General features: G+C 38.1%; 19 protein-coding genes, 1 pseudogene and 1 riboswitch. Of the genes and pseudogenes, 8 read left to right on the top strand and 12 right to left on the bottom strand.

Annotated features, from left to right (window positions below):
- Positions 1–15: 15 nt before the first annotated feature.
- From MKY46_RS06485 to MKY46_RS06475, 3 genes are read right to left on the bottom strand one after another with little or no spacing between them, the layout of a single operon-like run.
- The gene (locus tag MKY46_RS06485) at positions 16–1,101 is read right to left on the bottom strand and encodes an FAD-dependent oxidoreductase (protein WP_340833852.1); all 1,086 of its coding nucleotides are present in this window, start codon (positions 1,099–1,101) and stop codon (positions 16–18) included.
- Positions 1,098–2,210: a bifunctional diaminohydroxyphosphoribosylaminopyrimidine deaminase/5-amino-6-(5-phosphoribosylamino)uracil reductase RibD gene (gene ribD, locus MKY46_RS06480; RefSeq protein WP_340833851.1), complete on the bottom strand. Its 1,113-nt coding sequence runs from the start codon at positions 2,208–2,210 to the stop codon at positions 1,098–1,100. Before ribD ends, MKY46_RS06485 begins: the two co-directional genes overlap by 4 nt.
- 15 nt (positions 2,211–2,225) lie before the next feature.
- Positions 2,226–2,957 carry a GTP cyclohydrolase II gene (locus tag MKY46_RS06475; RefSeq protein ID WP_089932088.1) on the bottom strand — a complete coding sequence of 244 codons (732 nt, stop codon included), beginning with the start codon at positions 2,955–2,957 and terminating at the stop codon, positions 2,226–2,228.
- 269 nt (positions 2,958–3,226) lie between these two features.
- On the opposite strand from MKY46_RS06475, the gene MKY46_RS06470 reads away from it, so the two are divergent.
- The 4 genes from MKY46_RS06470 to MKY46_RS06455 all read left to right on the top strand — a co-directional run bounded on the left by MKY46_RS06470 (position 3,227) and on the right by MKY46_RS06455 (position 7,038).
- Complete coding sequence (locus MKY46_RS06470) at positions 3,227–3,862, top strand: TrkA C-terminal domain-containing protein (protein ID WP_036127739.1); 636 nt, start codon at positions 3,227–3,229, stop codon at positions 3,860–3,862.
- Between the two features lie 158 nt (positions 3,863–4,020).
- Entirely contained in the window at positions 4,021–5,220 is a 1,200-nt protein-coding gene (locus MKY46_RS06465; protein ID WP_036127743.1) for a quaternary amine ABC transporter ATP-binding protein, read from the top strand.
- A complete protein-coding gene (locus MKY46_RS06460; protein ID WP_249645953.1) occupies positions 5,213–6,067 on the top strand; it encodes an ABC transporter permease in 855 nt (284 codons plus the stop codon). Before MKY46_RS06465 ends, MKY46_RS06460 begins: the two co-directional genes overlap by 8 nt.
- A gap of 86 nt (positions 6,068–6,153) precedes the next feature.
- Positions 6,154–7,038: a glycine betaine ABC transporter substrate-binding protein gene (locus MKY46_RS06455; RefSeq protein WP_036127748.1), complete on the top strand. Its 885-nt coding sequence runs from the start codon at positions 6,154–6,156 to the stop codon at positions 7,036–7,038.
- Positions 7,039–7,618: 580 nt separating this feature from the next.
- Here the strand turns inward: MKY46_RS06455 and MKY46_RS06450 are convergent.
- The 3 genes from MKY46_RS06450 to MKY46_RS06440 form a co-directional block, all read right to left on the bottom strand.
- Entirely contained in the window at positions 7,619–7,933 is a 315-nt protein-coding gene (locus tag MKY46_RS06450; RefSeq protein WP_330493496.1) for a DMT family transporter, read from the bottom strand.
- Positions 7,933–8,274 carry a DMT family transporter gene (locus tag MKY46_RS06445; RefSeq protein ID WP_340833850.1) on the bottom strand — a complete coding sequence of 114 codons (342 nt, stop codon included), beginning with the start codon at positions 8,272–8,274 and terminating at the stop codon, positions 7,933–7,935. Before MKY46_RS06445 ends, MKY46_RS06450 begins: the two co-directional genes overlap by 1 nt.
- Positions 8,275–8,399: 125 nt before the next feature.
- A riboswitch (guanidine-I (ykkC/yxkD leader) is annotated at positions 8,400–8,496 on the bottom strand.
- A gap of 31 nt (positions 8,497–8,527) precedes the next feature.
- The gene (locus MKY46_RS06440) at positions 8,528–9,676 is read right to left on the bottom strand and encodes a PstS family phosphate ABC transporter substrate-binding protein (protein ID WP_340833849.1); all 1,149 of its coding nucleotides are present in this window, start codon (positions 9,674–9,676) and stop codon (positions 8,528–8,530) included.
- 251 nt (positions 9,677–9,927) lie between these two features.
- Here MKY46_RS06440 and MKY46_RS06435 point away from each other — a divergent pair, with 251 nt between their 5' ends.
- Positions 9,928–10,401: a YbaK/EbsC family protein gene (locus MKY46_RS06435; protein ID WP_058843284.1), complete on the top strand. Its 474-nt coding sequence runs from the start codon at positions 9,928–9,930 to the stop codon at positions 10,399–10,401.
- Between the two features lie 58 nt (positions 10,402–10,459).
- Here MKY46_RS06435 and MKY46_RS06430 read toward each other — a convergent pair whose 3' ends face one another.
- The 3 genes from MKY46_RS06430 to MKY46_RS06420 form a co-directional block, all read right to left on the bottom strand.
- Positions 10,460–11,713, bottom strand: a complete 1,254-nt coding sequence (locus MKY46_RS06430; RefSeq protein WP_340833847.1) for a glutathionylspermidine synthase family protein — start codon at positions 11,711–11,713, stop codon at positions 10,460–10,462.
- A gap of 23 nt (positions 11,714–11,736) precedes the next feature.
- Positions 11,737–12,366, bottom strand: a complete 630-nt coding sequence (locus MKY46_RS06425; RefSeq protein WP_340833846.1) for a hypothetical protein — start codon at positions 12,364–12,366, stop codon at positions 11,737–11,739.
- Between the two features lie 134 nt (positions 12,367–12,500).
- On the bottom strand, positions 12,501–13,550 hold the full coding sequence (locus MKY46_RS06420) for a DUF418 domain-containing protein (protein WP_340833845.1): 1,050 nt from the start codon (positions 13,548–13,550) through the stop codon (positions 12,501–12,503).
- A 180-nt stretch (positions 13,551–13,730) separates the two neighbouring features.
- On the opposite strand from MKY46_RS06420, the gene MKY46_RS06415 reads away from it, so the two are divergent.
- Positions 13,731–13,994 carry a Parvovirus coat protein VP1-like protein gene (locus tag MKY46_RS06415; protein WP_082673680.1) on the top strand — a complete coding sequence of 88 codons (264 nt, stop codon included), beginning with the start codon at positions 13,731–13,733 and terminating at the stop codon, positions 13,992–13,994.
- Here the strand turns inward: MKY46_RS06415 and MKY46_RS06410 are convergent.
- The 3 genes from MKY46_RS06410 to MKY46_RS06400 all read right to left on the bottom strand — a co-directional run bounded on the left by MKY46_RS06410 (position 13,939) and on the right by MKY46_RS06400 (position 16,962).
- Positions 13,939–14,604, bottom strand: a complete 666-nt coding sequence (locus tag MKY46_RS06410) for a GNAT family N-acetyltransferase (RefSeq protein ID WP_340833843.1) — start codon at positions 14,602–14,604, stop codon at positions 13,939–13,941. The genes MKY46_RS06415 and MKY46_RS06410 overlap by 56 nt on opposite strands.
- A gap of 170 nt (positions 14,605–14,774) precedes the next feature.
- A complete protein-coding gene (locus MKY46_RS06405; RefSeq protein ID WP_230593960.1) occupies positions 14,775–15,278 on the bottom strand; it encodes a pyridoxamine 5'-phosphate oxidase family protein in 504 nt (167 codons plus the stop codon).
- A gap of 985 nt (positions 15,279–16,263) precedes the next feature.
- The gene (locus MKY46_RS06400; protein ID WP_340833842.1) at positions 16,264–16,962 is read right to left on the bottom strand and encodes an RHS repeat-associated core domain-containing protein; all 699 of its coding nucleotides are present in this window, start codon (positions 16,960–16,962) and stop codon (positions 16,264–16,266) included.
- A gap of 8 nt (positions 16,963–16,970) precedes the next feature.
- On the opposite strand from MKY46_RS06400, the pseudogene MKY46_RS06395 reads away from it, so the two are divergent.
- Both MKY46_RS06395 and MKY46_RS06390 read left to right on the top strand, forming a co-directional pair.
- Positions 16,971–17,345, top strand: a pseudogene (locus tag MKY46_RS06395) (transposase); the annotation flags it as partial.
- Positions 17,346–17,483: 138 nt separating this feature from the next.
- A complete protein-coding gene (locus MKY46_RS06390) occupies positions 17,484–18,833 on the top strand; it encodes an IS1182-like element ISBsp5 family transposase (RefSeq protein WP_340833840.1) in 1,350 nt (449 codons plus the stop codon).
- The last annotated feature ends 33 nt before the right edge of the window (positions 18,834–18,866 follow it).

Below are 18,866 nucleotides of genomic sequence, written 5' to 3'. Positions count from 1 at the left end.
TAGTTGTTCGCCCTTTCAAGAAGCCTTATTTATAAAGTTAGAAGCAAATGTTTGCTCTTTTTCAATTTGTTTTGCTAATACTTCCTCAATGGCTTGCTTACGCATTTGTTGAAAATCTTGTACATTAAATTGTGCTAACGTGTCTTTATTTAGCAAAGATGCCAAACAATCGGCATCTTTTAGAGCACTATTTAATCCAAATGCCCCAGTTGGTGTCATCGTATGGACAGCATCACCTAACAATACAATGCCCTGGGTACCCCAACAGTCACAGTGACTACTGAAAACATCTAATAACACAAAGTCTTTCCAAGACTGAATATGCTCTTGTACTGTATTAGCTAATAGTGGAAATTGTGTTGTAAGCTGCTGGATAAAAGGAGTAAAAGCTTGTTTGCGCTGCTGAGGGAAACTACCCTGTTCGATATTCCAGCCTATTTGAATATAACCACCAACTTGCGTAAACAATGACAGCTGCTTATCATCGATTAGTGCCATTTTTATAGAAGGTTCCCAATTTGAAGGTGCAGGAATTTTAGCCCATAGTAAATCAAAGCCATGTTTCTGTTTCTGAACATCAATATGTGCTTCCTTACGGATGGTAGAATAGCGACCATCTGCACCAATAATTAATTGGCTATCAATTTTGATAGTGTTTCCATTTTTTATTGCTATAACTCCTCTATAATGACCAGAAGTGTCTACGATGAGCTTTGTTACCTTTGTATGTAGCAAGCATGTAAAGTTGGGAAACGGCCGTGTATTTTGTAAAATTCCCTTTAATAAATGAGCTTGTGGGACATGTATGCCTAAATGACCTACTGCTTCATCAGGAAAAATCGTTTTAAAGGCGTTACCATCTGCGTAATATTCCAGCTTCTCCATTCGTAATATACCGTGTGACTCAACTGCCTCAAAAAGATGATGATTTTTTAAAACAGCCTCGCCCTCTTCATTTAAGTGCTCGCCTCGAAATGACTGACCAAGTGCTGCGTTTTGCTCAAGTAGGATCACTGTTAGCCCTTTTTTGGCTAGCAAGTAGGCTAACAGTGCGCCAGCTGGTCCTGCCCCTACTATACAAACATCTGCTTGATAGTTCACTTCTCTTCACCTTGCTTTGGATAAGCAATAATACGCAAATCCTCGCCTACCTTATCAAATGAAGTCCATTCAACATTCCATGCCTCATTCATTTGAGAAGGACTATAACCAGCAAACGGTGTTAATGATAGATTCCCACCGAGAACTTTAGGCGCTATATACACCACATATTTGTCGACCGCTTCTTGCTGTAAAAAAGAAGCATTTATTTTACTTCCTCCTTCAAGCAAAATATCCGTAATGCCATGTGTATAAAGCTTTTCAAGCATATCATCAAGCTGAAGTCCATATTCATTTTTACGTACTGGTAAAACCGTCACACCTTTGTCTGTAAATCGCTTCATTTTTTCTTGGCTTACGTCCTCACTACATACAAGAATCGTATGTGCTTCCTCCGTATTTAACACATTTGCATAATCGGGTGTGCGTAGAGAACTATCCATAATAATACGTGTTGGATTTTTTCCGTATCCTTCTTTTAATCTTGTTGTTAAAGTAGGATTGTCAGCAATGACTGTACCCACACCGACTAAAATTCCGTCTACTTCATGGCGAATATAGTGAACATCCTCACGTGCAGCCTCGCCAGTTACCCATTTAGAATGCCCTGTATGTGTGGCAATTTTCCCATCTAAAGTCATAGCAAATTTGGAAATAACAAATGGGCGTTGTGTCAGCATATTGTGGATGAAACGTTCATTAACACGGCGAGCTTGTTGCTCCAAAACTCCCACCTCAACTACTATTCCCGCATCCCGTAGCAATTGAATGCCTCGCCCTGCTACAGCTGGGTTTGGATCTTGCATGGCTACCACAACTCGACTTACACCAGATTCCTTCACTAGCTTCGCACAAGGTGGTGTCTTCCCATAATGCGAACAAGGCTCTAACGTTACATATAATGTAGCATCTTGTGCATGCTCTCCAGCCATACGAAAAGCATGCACTTCAGCATGTGGTTCACCTGCTTTTCTGTGTAAGCCTGTGCCTACAATTACGCCATTCTTCACGATCACAGCCCCAACAAGTGGATTAGGGTTCGTATTTCCTTTGGCACTCGCTGCTAAATCGAGTGCTAATTGCATATACTTTTCATCAACATTTGCCATCATCACAACCTCCACCTATTGTTTTTCGCGCATATGTCCAGATTTTTCAACTTTTGTTTCTAAATAAAAACGATTTGTCTCTGTCAAACCGCCCCATAATGGAACATGCCCTTCAGCAGCCATACCGCGAGCCTGTAAAGCAGCCAATTTCTTCGGATTATTTGTAATAAGTGTGACAGGTTTTGTGCGTAGAGTAGCTAATACCGCAAGTGCCTCGTCATATGAACGAGTATCATCTGGGAAGCCGAGTGCATGATTTGCTTCTACTGTATCTAGCCCTTCCTCTTGTAATAAATAAGCAAGAGATTTAGAGAATAACCCTATGCCACGACCTTCATGATCGGCTAAATAAAATATAGCGCCACAGCCGTGCTCTGCGATCATTTTCATGGATTCATGCAACTGGTAGCCACAATCACAGCGCTGACTGCCAAAGATGTCACCAGTGTGACAAATACTATGCATTCGGATTAAAGCATCCTCGGAATGGGTAAAATCACCATACACCAGCACAGATGATTGTTGCAAAAATGCTAAATTGGCATTTGCTAAACCATCAATAATTTCCTCTTTCGTTAAATTTGCATCAACTGTTAGCCAGTTATACCATTGAAATGATGCAGAAAAATCGCCTTGTTTTACAGGTAAATTCACTGGGCCAACTAGACAAATATTTTCTGTATTTGTATGCTTCACGATTGTCATTTTATCCTTCACTAAGTCCATAACTTTAGTCGTAATTGTCATATTAATCTCCAACCTTCTATAGAAACAGTTGGCTGAATTCGCCAACTGAGCACATGTATTTTTACATCACTTACATAACGTAACTTAGTTTATAATAATAACTAAAAAGTGTCAAACAACAGCTATTATTCTTTTAATATAAATGATAGATACTAAAATTTTAGCATTACTTTTTCATCATATACCACTAGCTTATGGAGGTGCTATTTTTTCTGTGCAGGCTAGTCTATAATAAGCTGTGGTACTGTAATGACGAAAGGAAGTTTAAAATGAACTTAGAAAAAAATGTTCAAGTAAAGCAGCCAAAATATCAACAAATAGCCATCGACCTTGCCTCTAAGATCGTAGAAAGAAAATACCGCATTGGCGATAAAATATACGCAAGATCCTCTCTTGCAAGTCAATACAATGTTTCAGCAGAGACTGCGAGAAGAGCCATTGCCGTGTTACAAGACTTAGAAATTGTTGAGGCTTCTAAAGGTAGCGGCGTAATTATTAAATCGTATGAAAAAGCAGCACAATTCGTCAGACAGTTTCATGATGTTCAATCCATTCACGAAATACAAAATGAACTATTGACGAGTATTCAAAAGCAGCATCATGAATTAATTAATTTACAAGACAAGGCAAAGCAGCTCATTAGCCGCACTGAGCATTACCGTTCGGTCAATCCATTCATTCCTTATCAATTAGAAATGACAGCTGATAGTCCATGCATTCATCAAACTGTACAAACCTTAAATTTTTGGCAAAATACATCAAGCACCATTGTTGGTATACGACGTGGCAATGAATTATTACTATCCCCTGGTCCTTATGTCTCATTTGAGGAAGGTGACATTATTTATTTTGTCGGAAATGATGAAAGCTTCGCCAGAGTTCAAAGCTTTTTATATCCAAATTAAAAACCGTTTAAACGCTGATATAACAGCGTTTAAACGGTTTTTTTCTTATTAGTCGATTTGACAAAAGTAACAACCCTTTGTTACAGTAAGGTTGTTACTTGTTTATTTTTGGGTATCATTATCCTCACATAGTAATAATCTACGAAAGGAGTGCTTCTATGGAAAAAATTAAAATAGAACACGTATCAAAAGTGTTTGGTAAACATATTCCCCAAGCACTAGAACTCGTTAAACAGCAAAAAAGTAAAACTGATATCTTAAAAGAAACAGGTGCGACTGTTGGTGTATACGATGCAAGCTTTACGGTCAACGAAGGAGAAATCTTCGTGATCATGGGACTGTCAGGAAGTGGTAAATCAACACTTATACGGCTCTTAAACCGCCTTATTGAACCAACGAGCGGAAATATATATATCGATGGAGAAAATATTTCTACTATGGGAAAAGAAAGTCTACGGACTGTCAGAAGAAATAAAATGAGTATGGTTTTTCAAAACTTCGGTTTATTCCCCCATCGCACATTACTTCAAAATACCGAATATGGCCTTGAAGTTCGAGGTATTTCAAAGCAAGAACGCCAAGCAAAAGCGGAACAGGCTCTCGAAAATGCTGGATTACTCGCATACAAAGATCAATACCCAAGTCAATTATCAGGTGGTATGCAGCAACGTGTTGGGTTAGCACGTGCCCTTGCCAACGATCCTGAAATACTATTAATGGATGAAGCTTTTTCTGCACTGGATCCATTGATCCGTAAAGAAATGCAAGATGAGCTACTTGATCTACAACAAAAATTGAAGAAAACTATTTTATTCATTACACATGATTTAAATGAAGCATTACGTATTGGGGATCGCATCGCCATTATGAAGGATGGTTCAATCATTCAGATTGGTACAGGAGAAGAAATATTAACCAATCCAGCCAATGACTATGTCAAAACATTCGTGGAAGATGTGGACCGTTCGAAAGTATTAACAGCAGAAAACGTTATGGTGCGTCCTGTTTATGTCAATGTAGACCTTGACGGTCCTAAAGTAGCGCTTAAACGTATGCGTCAAGAGGCTGTCAGTTTATTAATGGCTGTTGATAAAAATAGACATTTAAAAGGCTTTATTACAGCTGATGATGCACTGGCTGCAGCTAAAAAGCATGAACAAACAGTCCATTCTATTGTGCAATCAGAGGTGTTAACTGTTCCGCCAGATATGCTTTTACAGGATATTTTAGGAATGATCTATAATTCACCTACTCCTATTGCAGTTGTCAAAGATGACCGCTTACTGGGTGTTCTGATTAGAGGCGTTGTCATCCAAGCACTGTCAACGAGCGATGAGGAGGCCGAAGCACATGAATAATTTTTTAGATAATATTCCAACAATTCCACTAGCTACGTGGGTTGAATCAGCTATGGACTGGTTGACGAGTAATTTTTCAGGGTTCTTTAACACGATTCAACAATTTGGAAAACTACTCATGAATCAGGTCACTGATTTACTAATTAGTATCCCAGCCATTATTCTTATATTACTTGTCGTGATATTTGCCTTCTTTGTAGCTGGTAAAAAATTCGGGCTTGCCGCATTTTCATTAATAGGCTTGCTGTTTATCTATAACCAAGGATTATGGACTCACCTTATGGAGACAACCACGCTTGTAATCTTTTCAAGTATTATATCCATCATCATCGGTATTCCACTTGGTATTCTAATGTCCAAATCAACAATAGCTGAAAACATTATTAAACCAATACTCGATTTCATGCAAACAATGCCTGGCTTTGTGTACCTAATCCCAGCAGTTGCCTTCTTCGGTATCGGGATTGTGCCTGGTGTCTTTGCTTCTGTTATTTTTGCTTTACCCCCAACTGTACGTATGACAAACCTAGGTATTCGTCAGGTACCAAAGGAATTAGTAGAAGCCGCAGACTCTTATGGTAGTAAGGCTAGTCAAAAACTATTTAAAGTAGAAATTCCTCTTGCGAAATCAACGATTATGGCAGGAATTAACCAAACCGTTATGCTATCACTTTCTATGGTAGTTATCGCCTCTATGATTGGGGCTCCAGGTCTAGGACGTGAAGTATTAACAGCCTTACAGCGTACACAAGTTGGGAATGGCTTCGTTGCAGGCTTAGGCTTAGTTATTTTTGCGATTATCATTGACCGTTTAACACAAAGCTTCAATAAAAAGAAAGCTTTATAGAATATAGTTAATCTTTCTCGCCTGCAGCCATCAAGCGATAGGTGTCGGCAGTTTGATACAAAACGATGAATAGAAAGGGAGATTCGATGAAACTGAAAACACTATCTAAGTTAGGAATGGCTCTAGGTCTAGGCCTCATGCTTGCTGCATGTAGTGGAGGCGACACAGGGTCAAGCTCTGGTAAAAACAGTGATTCTAAGGAGGTCAACTTAGCCTATGTTGAATGGGATACAGAAATCGCCTCAACGAATGTCGTGGGGCAAGTACTCGAAGATTTAGGCTATGATGTAGCATTAACTCCTTTGGATAATGCGATTATGTGGGAGGCTGTTTCGAAAGGAGAGGCTGATGGAATGGTAGCGGCATGGTTACCACATACACACGCCTCACAATATGAGAAATATAAAGCTAATTTAGATGAGCTTGGCGAAAACCTTGCTGGTGCAAAAATTGGCTTAGTTGTCCCAAGTTATATGAATGTAAATTCTATTGAAGATTTAACAAATGAAGCTGATCATACTATTACAGGTATCGAGCCTGGTGCTGGTATTACTGCTGCTACAGAAAAAGCTTTAGGAGAATATGATAATTTAGCAGATTGGAACTTTATTACATCTTCTTCTGGTGCCATGACAACTTCATTGGCAAAAGCGTTAAAAAATAAAGAAGAAATCATTGTAACTGGTTGGTCACCACACTGGAAATTTGCAAAATATGATCTTAAATACTTAGAAGATCCAAAAGGTGTATATGGTGGCGAAGAAACAATTAATACATTCGCTCGTAAAGGCTTAAAAGAAGATTTACCAGATGTATACTCGGTGCTTGATAACTTCCACTGGACTGCAGAGGATTTAGAAAGTGTCATGCTTGAAGTAATGGATGGCAAAGATCCAAAAGAGGCTGCAAAAGAATGGGTGGAAGCTAATCCAGATAAAGTAGCAGAATGGACAAAAGACGTAAAAAAATAATATAAAAAATGCACTTCCGCTTTTACAAAGGGAAGTGCATTTTTTCATGTTGTTGAAATAAGATCATGCCAATAGCAGAAAAAGAACTTTTAGCGAGAGGTTGATTTCCGTTCCGCCAGCGTCCTTTCCAGGGGCGTCCGCTGAGCCGCTTCACTCACTTCCGTTCGCTCCAGGGTCTCAGCTGTGACGCTAAATCCCCTAGGAGTGACGCTGGCTCCACTCCAATCAACCATTTGGCAAAAGTGCCTTTTCCTTCTCTTTCATACGAGCCGTAACAATCAAAATAGCTCCTTATTTGTACGATGAGAGAAAGGATAGCTCCTTATTTTCAACGTGAAGAAGTGCTGAGTGACAACATCCCTCCATAAAGAGTAGTGAATACTTTCACTTTATTTGCCTTTGCTCAAAAGAAACATTTTTATGGATTGGAGTGGAAGGCTACTTGACTCCCGTGGGATAGCGAGACAGACGAGCGGCAGTGGAGGAAGCGGCTCGGCGCTCGCCCACAGGAAAGCAAGTAGCCTGCAACGGAAATCCATTTTCACCTTTCATAAAAATTCTATAGATCGTTTTGTTTTTCTTAAGACAATAGCTTCAACATAATGGCTGCTCCTAAAACAAGCACAATGCAAACCATTCGTCTCCAGTCCTTTGACTCATTAAAAAATAACATACCCAGTAGTGCTCCCCCAGCTGCTCCAATTCCTGTCCAAATAGCATAGGCAGTACCCATTGGTAATGTTTCCATCGCATAAGCAAGACCCGCAAAACTTAAGGTAAATGCAAAAATCAGCAGCCCTAAATTTTTTATAGTCTTTGTTTTATTATATTTACTAATCATATATACGCCCATCATCTCACATAACCCTGCCATAACTAATGCCATCCATACCATTATTCATTCACCTCTTGTTCCTTCGGCTCTCCCGTTACAAGCTTTAAGCCCACAACTCCTGCAAGTAAAACAACAATACATATTATTTTGGCTAATTTCCACGGCTCCCCAAACAACAAGCTATCCGCACAAACAGTCCCCGCTGTCCCTAATCCAACAAAGACAGCGTATACCGTACCAACAGGTAAATGCTCCCCCACTTTTATAAGTAAATAAAAACTAATAAAAATAGCAATAACTGTCCCAATCCATTCCAGCACACTCGTTGCATGCTTTAAACCAATGACCCAGCCTACTTCAAAGCAAGCCGCTATAATGACACTGATCCACTGTTTATTCATCCTAAATCCCTCCATTTTATGAGACACGGTCGATTAACTGATTGATAAAGCACCTTCCTCAGCTTTCGCCAAATAACATGATTTTAGCCAAACAAAAAAGCCTGAAGAAACTGTCATTAAACAGTATCTCCCAGGCTTTTATCCTTCCGTGTCACAAAATTAATTTGTGGTTTTCTCTCGGACCAGACTAGCAAAAGCTACGGAACCCTAGAAAACTTTTCATTCGATTGTTGCTCTTAGTATAGCAAACCTTTTAATAATTTTCCACTGGTACATAGCCGACCCTTTCAACCATCGCTTGCCCTTCCTCAGAAAGTATCCATTCAATAAGTTTCTGCGTATTTTGATTTTCTGTTCCGGCTGTGATGGCATAAAATTCAGCAACTAAAGGATATGTATCATTTTGAATCGTTTCTTTTGTTGGGGCTACTCCGTCAATGGATAGTAATTTGATTTTTTGATTACCGACCATCTCTGTAGAATAATATCTAAACGTAAAGCCCATTGCGTTTTTATAATTTCGATATTGTGATACTTCACGAATGATTCCTCCCATTCCCGACACAATATCTTCAGAAGGCGCCGCCATAATTGGCGTATTGCCCATCAATTTTTCTAATGTTGTTTGACTTCCACTATCTGCTGGGCGTTGAAAAGCACGGATTGGCTCATTCTCCCCACCGACCTCATGCCAATTGGTTATTTCACCAGCGTATATTTTCTTCACCTGCTCAAGCGTGACATTATCCACACTGTTTTTATGATGCACGAAGAAGACAAATGCTTCACGTCCAATTGGTGTCATGTCAAATGTAAGACCTTCCTTTTCTGCTTGCCACTCTTGTGAGGTGGACGGTGCTGCTGCAAAGATAAGATCCACATCTCCTGCTATTAAATTTTGATAGGCTTCAGGTGTTCGGCTTACTTGAACTCTACTAGTATCTGGCTGATAGTCACCTTTGGGATAAGTAGCCTCTACAAAAGCCGCATACAAAGGATACATGGCTGTTGCACCATCTAATCTTGGTAATGACTCGGTCAATTGTAAGGATGCTTTTGTGTCAGGCTTTATCACTTTATTGCCCAGCGTAAATGGCTGATAGGCAGATACATCAATTTCCGCATCAACAGTAGGAATACTCATTTTATAATAATGTTGGATTGGTTTGATGGAAGCTATTAATAAGGCAATACCCATTACTCCAAATAACCATCCTCTTCGTCTTTTGGTGTTGGTCCATTTAAATACACTACAAATAAACAGGACAAATAAACAAACGGGTACTGTCCAAACTAACTGTATCAAATGAATGCTGCCATTCAGTGTGATAATCAATGCAACCATTAATGTCACTACTGATAAACCAATCAACACAGATACGATTTGTATAAACTTTAACATTGGAACCCCCTTTTAGTGTAATTTTACACTCCCTATAGTTAGCATACTTGAAAGATAGAGCATTCACAACTATATATTCTGAAAATTATGCTAAAATTAAATTTATCTTGATTTAACGACTTCTTTTGTTTTTACAAAAAAAACGGAAAAGTCCCTCTTTAAAGGGAGAGGCGCTTTTGAAGAACAAGCTCGAATGAATCAGGACACCATTATGACGAGGCGTCATTGATAAAAGTAGGAGGAATGTACATATGGCGATTGAAAAAGTACGTAGTCATTTAGCAAAATGGCATGTTGAGCACAAAATACAAGAGCTGGAAGAAAGTTCAGCGACTGTTGAATTAGCAGCGCAGGCCCTTGGCTGTGAGCCCGAACGCATCGCAAAATCATTATCTTTTCTTGTGAATGATGGTGCGGTATTAATTGTTGCTGCAGGGGATGCTAAAATCGATAATGCAAAATATAAAGCAATGTTTGGTACAAAGGCAAAGATGTTATCCAAGGACGATGTGGAGACGATGATTGGTCATGATGTCGGAGGTGTTTGCCCTTTTGGTGTGAACGAAGGTGTAGCCATTTATTTAGATGAATCTCTGAAACGTTTTACCACTGTTTTTCCTGCATGTGGTAGCAGCAATTCTGCCATTGAGGTAACGATTTCAGAACTCGAAACGTATGCCCCCTATAAAGAATGGATTGATGTCTGTAAAGGCTGGAATGAATAAGGACTAAACGATTGGCGAGACTATTAATAGTCCCGCCACTTCTACAAAATTAGATTTGTTAATCCCTATAACCCACAGCTAGCCAATGTGAATCCCATTCTGTTATTTGATTACCGACACGACAGCTTAAACCACATGCTCGATTGTCAGCAACAAATGAACCTATTAGCCATTTTTTAGTCTGATATCCTTCTTTTAATTGAATTGTCATGCTAGGCATCTCCACATACTGTTGGAAAATAAACAAATTATCATCATAATGTGTGGATGTGGAGGCATTTATTTTCTGCCCACTTGCTGCGAAAATTTCTACTGTATTTCCTTCCCGAGAATAAACAGGCTTCTTCACATAAGGAAGATTATTACGAATAAACGGCTCAGCTGAAAGATAGGTTGGTAGCATATATTGCTGAATAGCTACCCGTTCCTCAGCGGTAAAGAGTAAAGGATCGTTTCTCCGCTCCCATATTAACCACAATAAGATTTTCGATTGTAATACATAAGCAGCAGGCGGATTAATGATAGCTAACTGTCGTTTTTTGACAAGTTCTAACAAATGCAGCCCAATGCGATCACCATCTGATGCTACATCATCCATTAAAAACTCTACAGGATGTGCAGGTCGAAATAATATATCGATTTTCTCCATTGCAGGTGTATAAAGACCTTGTACTATATGTGATGTATCACTAGTAAATATGATGAGATCCTGGATAGGTACATACTCAATATCAAAAGGAATACAGCGCTTAATAAACTGTACCTGGCAATACTCCTCATAATCCTCTTTGGCTGCTTTACCCGTGATGACAACCTTTGGCTTTTTAACATTATGTAAATATTGCATGGCAGCAAAAAGCGCACCTGACAATGTTTTTTGTAAAGCTATTATATCATTTGGATTGTTATAGCCAAGATGCTGACAAAGTGCCTCATTTATCTCGAAGGTTTCTTGTACAAGGAACGGTGTTTCTCCATTCAACTCTAGACATTTAATGTGGCCCTCCTCTGTACAAACAAAGTCAAATCGCGCCAAAACAGATTGCTGTTGTAAATAGTCTAGTTGAATATACGGTATCATTTCAGGGCGAATCCCTAAAGCTAAAAGTTGATCAATCGACAAATGCTTAAATTGTTTCCCTACTTTTAAAAAGATGCGCCAAAGTATTTGTGTTGCGTAGTGAAGTTGATTGATCTGCTGCTTTGGCAATTCTAAGACATCATATAGCGCATACTCTAAATCCTCAAAGTCAGGAAAAAAGTCTGGGAATTTTGAATAGAACGCTTGCCGTTGTTGTGTATGATTCATCATGTTATTTGCTCCCTTTCCACACTTTATGAGGAGGACGAGCCGCCACGGGATGCTCCACCTGAACCAAAACCAGATTTTCCTGTGCTGGAGGAGGAGCTATTAGTGTAGGAGTTCGTGCTTTTTGATGAACTGTCTGTTGAATAAGAGCGTTGTCCACTCGAATAAGTATTTGAACCATTTGAAGTTGTACCAGCCTTATTTTGTGAACTGTTTGTAATACCATTTGTAGATTTATTATTTGCATTACCACTTTGTGTCGATCGCGGCACTGCAGAACCGCCACCATTTTGCTCATTTCGATCTGTGCCATTTTTTAAATTACGACTTTTATAAATAGCACTTCCAATCATTGCTCCAGCAGTTGCATACATAAGCCCATTAAAGAAATGCTGTGCATAGTAAGGAGAATTTTCATCAAGGCATTCATAGGAGCCATCGTCCCCTTCTTGCCATTCATCACAGGCATCTGCCATTTCACTATTATAAACACTTACTATCTCTTCATTTGTGTTTCCTTGACCTTGATCTTCCGTTACTAGGGTAGACGTAGAAGAAGCTACTGTCTGTGTTTCGCTATTGCCACATGCTGCTAATTGGACAGCCATAAAAGATGCCGTGGTCACAGCCATATATTTTTTCATTTGCTTTGCCATATTATAAACGCTCCTTTATTTCTGTTCTCTAGTTTACGATTGTCTATCATGATAGGTTTCACTTTTACAAAAACATACAATTAATTTTAGCAAAAAAATCCCAAACAGTATGTATGTTTGGGATTTCCAGAGTTTTATGATTGCTTTGTCACAGTTTTTTTGCCATAAGTCATAAATCGCCATAGCTTTTCGAATGGTCCAATTGAAAAGAATTTAAACCAAATCACACTAAAGATAATTTGAATGATAAAAGTAATGCTTGCAATGATTACTATTTCTGATGGTGAAACAACTTGTAAGCCCATTAACGAAATGATAGCCGTCCCAATGAAGCTTTGCATCAAATAGTTTGTAAACGCCATTTGTCCTACACGTCCAATTGGTTGAAGCAGCTTCGCTATTTGTTTATTTTCTAATAGTAAAAATAAACAACTTAAATAAAAATAGGTTGTTGGCACAACTCCTAAGCCAATAATTGATTGGAGCTGTTGGTCATCTGCTTGTGATGCGAACCAAATCCATAGAGCAAATCCAATAAAGAATGGACATGTACCATAAAGCACCCTTTTTATTTTTTGAGCATGCTCACCAATATGACCAATCCAACCAGCTTTTGCTACTAAAAAACCACTTAAAAACATGATAAAAATCGCTAAGGCATCAGTGCCTAATAAGCCATAAATAGCTGATAAAACAGCATTATTCGGCATATACATTTGACCTAATATAGCAAGAATATGAAGTGAGATTAGGGTAAATAACCATTTACAGATGGTTGAAATCTTTGCAGAGTAAAATGGTAGCAATAAAAATCCAATCACTGCGTAAATGGCTAAGATAGAACCCCAAAATAGAAAAATATGAATAATGCCAATCAATAATAGCGCAAATAAACGTCTAGCAAAACGCTTTCTTGGACTATCCCCACGAGCTTCTGCACGTGAAGCAAAAATATAAAAACCAACGCCAAACAGAAATGAAAAAATAGAGAAAAATTTCTTTTCAATGAAAATATCAATAAGTGAATTAATCACGCTATTGATACCGCTCATATCAGGCATGGGTCCTCCCTCTATGATGACCACATAGGCACCTACATTAATAAATAAAATACCGAATAACGCTAATCCTCGAATAATGTCTAAGGAAACGATACGTTCCTTTTGTGTAACAGATGGATTCATGTTGAATTAACTCCTTATCTTTTATGCTATAGCTAGCATAACTCCCCATCCTTACAGCTATTTTTTTTTAAGCTTACAGGAACCTTACAAATCAAAAATAGTCTTATAGTTTTTCATCCGCTTCTTCAAAAAAATGTTTCATATTTTATAATAAAAACATCGTAAAGAGAGGTTTAACAGATGAATAGAAATCGCAAGCTCGGTTTTTGTTATCCTGGTTATCGATACTGTGGACCTGGTTGCTCAGGACCAGGTGAGCCTACGAATGCTGTGGATAGTTGCTGTAAATTGCATGATGAATGCTATGCACGCCATGGTAGCACAAAGTTCTGTGATGAATTGTTTCAACAATGCCTCCGCCCCCATATGAATGCAAATCATAAAATGGCTAGAGATGCCCGTTTGTTTTATCGCGTTTTCGAATTACGTCATCGATTTTTTTAACAATGACGCTCACGATGTTTTTGCAAACAGCGTGGGCTACTTTTTTGTATAAATAGCATATTTTTGCGGAGTCGTAAAACCAAGTTTGCTCTTGCTGCACTAAGCAATAGCCAAAACCATTTTCAAGGAAATTAACTGTTGAATCCCAATATTCATCGTAGTAAGCATAGGTAAACTCCTGTGCATTTTTTATATGATGATGAGTAATAGGCATAACCTCAAAATTGGGTACTTCCCGCTCCTCTCTAGAATCATACAAACCTTCATCGAAAGTAAAGGTATAGCGCTCTAATTTTCGAAGTTGATCATGTAGCAGTTGTTCAATTTTAATATTCCACTGTTCTGAATAAGAAAATAAGGTAAAACGTTTCTTTTGCTCTATAGACTGTTGAAAACAACAGACAAGCTGATCGTCAAGTACCGTATGAATTGAATCGCCAGCTACAAAATAGATTCCTGATTTTGTTTGAAATAATAATGTTTGTAAATTCTCTGTGTCTGTATAGACCGTACCTTCTATTAATTGATCTAGTATACTATACACAAATGTCGGGGCTCTTTTAATGGTTTGTTTAATAATCGGGTAATGAGCCTCTATAACTTTCATCATGCTACCTCCTCCTGTTATTTCTATTCTCTTATAATAATAGATAAATTTAGTTAAAGGGACTGAATGATGCGCAGATAGCCATATTTTGCATCCAACATCACGAAAATCTTGGAGGCTGGAAAAAATTAAATTTTACTTTGCTGGCTAACTATACGCTTTAGCTTCTTCATTTAGTGATACATGCCGTGATTAATTTTCCCTGTTAACTTCTCTATTTGTACTTCAAACAACTCTATTTTAGGCAGAATTGGATAGCCTTCCTTTTCAAATGTCCATGCAGGATTGCCATACTTCTCAAGCAGTGCATCAAAGAACCATTCTTTCTTCGACTCCTCCTCAATGCGTACGACCTGTCCAAACAACACCACGCTTTGATACACAAGTGCAGATTGACAGGCATATTTTTTCCCTGGATGTAAATCGCCCATCTCACTCACTTCGATACAGATTTTAGGATTTTGTTTAATATTTGACCAAAAATGACTTTCTCGAATATTGCCAATATGCAAATATAGTTTATCTTCTCCCTCATATACATAGACAAACGGAATAACGTATGGAAAACCTTCCTCATCAACCGTTGCAACATGCGCTACTTGCCCTACTTTTAAGAAATGCTGTGCTTCCTCTTGTGAAATTTCTACACGCTTGTTTTGAATCGTACCTCTCATCATACTTTAACCCCCTCATGAAAATATATCACGATTAACTCAATCGTTTATTTTAAACATACATATATTTTACATCTTTAACACACCTAAAAAAAGGATAAATTTTCTTTTGAATAATAAAAGCCAAGAATGCTTAATCTGGGACTGACCCCTACTCCACTCATATCTGTTAGAATATCCAATAATACCTATATATGCCATATGAAAATAGATTTAAGCATTATTTTTCCTGCTATTTTTGCACTATATTTCCTGATTTGATTTCTAGCAGATTTAGTTAATTTTTGATGTTGATTTGAACCATATCCATAATTCTTACATAAGATATTGCCTTTGATTCTGGGCCAATATCTATGCATATTTCTTATAGACCAAATTTCTGTATAGTCGATACCCAGATGTTTTTAATAGCGTTTGCTACTGTCATAACGTCTTTCATTACCATACTGTTAAATTCAAGGTCTTCATCCTTTGTAATGTATGTTAGACCATAAAAAAACAAACAGGGATATTCAAAACCCTGCTTGTTGAAAATTAAATCAGGGGAGGTTATTTAAGAAGAAGACTAGAGCACTATTTGAACTCTATATCTATTAATTTATGTGTATTTTCCCCATATTGAATTGTACATTTATAATTGCCTTCTTTTAAATAAGAAAACTCCTCGTGATCTGCCTCTACTGTAATATCGTTAACTATAATTTGAAAAAAAGATTCACTTCCAAATCTCCCTCCCACGTTATTGAATTCTACTACTTTACACATTCCACTTGATTGAACATTGCCGTTTTTTATATTTATTATATCTATCAAACCTGTGACACTTAGATATAAACAAATCAATAAAAAAAGACTAAAAGTAAAAACCACTGCTTTAAAATCTTTATGATTTTTTTCTTTTAAAAAAATAGAACTACTATACTTAATGAGACAATCGCGCCTATAATTGAAAATATTACTACATTTAAAAGTTCATCCATTATATACCTCATCTATACTTTCTATATAATCTAGTTACTTCACTACTCACCATATACCAAACAGCGCTAGCCTCAGCTCTAAAAAGTGATAAAATTTGATTTTCTGTGAACCCCCTCACACTTAATTTTTTTAGATTCCGTATGTTTGCGAGCATATAAGTTATTCCTGCAAAGTGACCTGCAAAAAATGCAGAAGTAATTTTAGATGTAACATTTGCAGCCTTCATTAGATGATTAGGAAGACCAATCCCAATTGCGCCTAGTGCAAAGCCTTTCCCTAATTCCCCCACAAGAGTCCATTTATTAACATGAGATCTATATTTCTTCTTCCCGTATTTTGCAATTAGAGATGCATAATAACTTATAACTTCTAAAATGGCCCCAATGGCTCCCCCTATTAAAATTTGAGCCCATTCACCATTTGGATCTATATTCATCACAGGATTATTGTTTGCATAAGCATAACCATTCAGTGTTAAAGGATCTATAGTATCTCCACGAATCGGATCTAATGATAAGAACACACCCGTATTTGGATTATAGTAGCGCGCCATTAAATAGTATTGTTTAGTATCTTCATCATATCGATAACTTGCATAACGATAGGGATTAATAGTTGCCATATTACCTTTTTGGCTCATAATATTTCCCCATGCATCATATGTGTATTCTGCGGAAATATCACCGTTTTTATCTGTTAATGCCAATACATCTCCACGATACATATTCGTTAGTTTCAGAGATGGTAGAAAAGGCTTTAGAGCGGTTACCAGAAGAACACCACCTCCTCATGTATTCCGATCAAGGCTGGCAGTATCAAATGAAACAATATCGCCACGCCCTTCAATCAAGAGGGATTGTGCAAAGTATGTCGCGTAAAGGCAACTGTTACGACAATTCTGTCATGGAGAATTTCTTTGGCATCATGAAGTCGGAATTTCTCTATTTAAAGGAATTTGAAAGTGTCGAGCATTTAAAAAAAAGAACTTGAAAACTATATAAACTATTACAACACGAAACGTATGAAGGCAAAATTAAAAATGAGTCCGGTGCGGTGCTGCACCGGACTCATTTTACCCAAGCTGCCTAAACGAAATAACCGTGTCTAACTTTTAGGGGTCACTTCACTTTTCCCGCAGGAGTCGCCGCCCTTCGTTCCAATCAACTTCTACATAAAGTACTCTATCTACATAGGGTGTTGAAAAGTAAACTTTTGAGGTGATCAACCATGATGACGAAGAATCAAACCAATGAACGTGAACAATTAGAAATGTTAACGATTGATCAATTAGTTCCCAACGATCATTTAGTGCGAAAACTAGAGGCTGCTATTGATTTTTCATTTATCTATCCTTTAGTAGAACATCTCTATTCACCTAATGGGCGTCCTAGTATTGATCCTGTTGTTCTCTTTAAAATGACGTTTATTCAATATGTTTTTGGCATTCGCTCCATGCGTCAAACGATCAAAGAAATTGAAACGAATATGGCGTATCGCTGGTTTTTAGGATTTGGCTTCCATACAGAAGTCCCGCATTTCTCTACCTTCGGTAAAAATTATGCCCGTCGCTTTCAAGACACCGATATATTTGAACAGATATTCTATCGTATATTAAAAGAGATTATGCATCAGGGACTCCTCCATGCAGACCATCTATTTATTGATTCCACGCATGTGAAAGCGAGTGCGAATAAACGGAAGTATGATAAAAAGGTCGTGCGAAAAGAAACACGGGCTTATAAAGAGAAGCTTCAATTAGAGTTAAATATGGATCGTGAAGAACACGGAAAAAAGCCCTTTCCCCCGGAGAAGTTTGAAAAGGAAGAATGGAAAGAAATAAAGGAAAGCACGACAGATCCTGAAAGTGGGTATTACGTGAAGGATGAACGTACGAAGCAGTTTGCATATTCCTTTCATGCAGCCACAGACGAAAAAGGCTTTGTCTTAGGTGCCATTGTGACTCCGGGAAATGTGCACGATAGCCATGTATTGCAGCCACTTGTTGAAAGGGTCATTCAAAATGTTCAAAAACCAATCGCCGTTGCGGCAGATGCAGCCTATAAAACACCAGCGATTACGAACTTTTTGTTAGAGAATCAAATGTTGCCTGTTCTTCCGTATACACGTCCTAAAACGAAAGATGGATTCTTCCGAAAGCACGAGTATACATATGACGAGCACTATAATTGTTATCTTTGCCCACAAGGGCAGATATTGAAGTATGCGACAACGACGAAGGAAGGATATCGCCAATATAAATCGAATCCTTTGATTTGTGCGAAGTGTCCAAGCCTTTCCCAATGTACAGAAAGTAAGCATCATCAAAAACTCATTCAACGCCATATTTGGGAGTCGTATGTGGAGGAAGCTGAACATTTACGCCATTCCTATGACATCAAACAGATTTATGCAAAGCGCAAAGAAACGATTGAGCGTGTCTTTGCCGATGCAAAAGAAAAGCATGGTATGCGATGGACAACCTTAAGAGGTCTAAAAAAATTGTCCATGCAGGCGATGCTTACTTTTGCTGCCATGAATTTAAAGAAACTGGCTACTTGGACGTGGCAAGTAGCTTAAGAGAGCAACTATGCTCGAAGAGTATGTTGAATT

It is taken from the genome of Lysinibacillus sp. FSL M8-0355 (genome assembly GCF_038008985.1).
Taxonomy (GTDB): Bacteria; Bacillota; Bacilli; order Bacillales_A; family Planococcaceae; genus Lysinibacillus; species Lysinibacillus fusiformis_D.
This window is presented reverse-complemented; position numbering and strand designations above follow the sequence as displayed.

What these genes read in the sequence shown, in the direction of transcription:
- MKY46_RS06465 (WP_036127743.1), top strand. Translation starts at nt 4,021, where the DNA reads ATGGAAAAAATTAAAATAGAACACGTATCAAAAGTGTTTGGTAAACAT.
- MKY46_RS06475 (WP_089932088.1), bottom strand. Translation starts at nt 2,957, where the DNA reads ATGACAATTACGACTAAAGTTATGGACTTAGTGAAGGATAAAATGACA.
- MKY46_RS06430 (WP_340833847.1), bottom strand. Translation starts at nt 11,713, where the DNA reads ATGATGAATCATACACAACAACGGCAAGCGTTCTATTCAAAATTCCCA.
- MKY46_RS06420 (WP_340833845.1), bottom strand. Translation starts at nt 13,550, where the DNA reads ATGAATCCATCTGTTACACAAAAGGAACGTATCGTTTCCTTAGACATT.
- MKY46_RS06455 (WP_036127748.1), top strand. Translation starts at nt 6,154, where the DNA reads ATGAAACTGAAAACACTATCTAAGTTAGGAATGGCTCTAGGTCTAGGC.
- MKY46_RS06440 (WP_340833849.1), bottom strand. Translation starts at nt 9,676, where the DNA reads ATGTTAAAGTTTATACAAATCGTATCTGTGTTGATTGGTTTATCAGTA.
- MKY46_RS06445 (WP_340833850.1), bottom strand. Translation starts at nt 8,274, where the DNA reads ATGAATAAACAGTGGATCAGTGTCATTATAGCGGCTTGCTTTGAAGTA.
- MKY46_RS06425 (WP_340833846.1), bottom strand. Translation starts at nt 12,366, where the DNA reads ATGGCAAAGCAAATGAAAAAATATATGGCTGTGACCACGGCATCTTTT.
- MKY46_RS06450 (WP_330493496.1), bottom strand. Translation starts at nt 7,933, where the DNA reads ATGGTATGGATGGCATTAGTTATGGCAGGGTTATGTGAGATGATGGGC.
- MKY46_RS06470 (WP_036127739.1), top strand. Translation starts at nt 3,227, where the DNA reads ATGAACTTAGAAAAAAATGTTCAAGTAAAGCAGCCAAAATATCAACAA.
- MKY46_RS06410 (WP_340833843.1), bottom strand. Translation starts at nt 14,604, where the DNA reads ATGATGAAAGTTATAGAGGCTCATTACCCGATTATTAAACAAACCATT.
- MKY46_RS06405 (WP_230593960.1), bottom strand. Translation starts at nt 15,278, where the DNA reads ATGATGAGAGGTACGATTCAAAACAAGCGTGTAGAAATTTCACAAGAG.
- ribD (WP_340833851.1), bottom strand. Translation starts at nt 2,210, where the DNA reads ATGGCAAATGTTGATGAAAAGTATATGCAATTAGCACTCGATTTAGCA.
- MKY46_RS06460 (WP_249645953.1), top strand. Translation starts at nt 5,213, where the DNA reads ATGAATAATTTTTTAGATAATATTCCAACAATTCCACTAGCTACGTGG.
- MKY46_RS06435 (WP_058843284.1), top strand. Translation starts at nt 9,928, where the DNA reads ATGGCGATTGAAAAAGTACGTAGTCATTTAGCAAAATGGCATGTTGAG.
- MKY46_RS06390 (WP_340833840.1), top strand. Translation starts at nt 17,484, where the DNA reads ATGATGACGAAGAATCAAACCAATGAACGTGAACAATTAGAAATGTTA.
- MKY46_RS06415 (WP_082673680.1), top strand. Translation starts at nt 13,731, where the DNA reads ATGAATAGAAATCGCAAGCTCGGTTTTTGTTATCCTGGTTATCGATAC.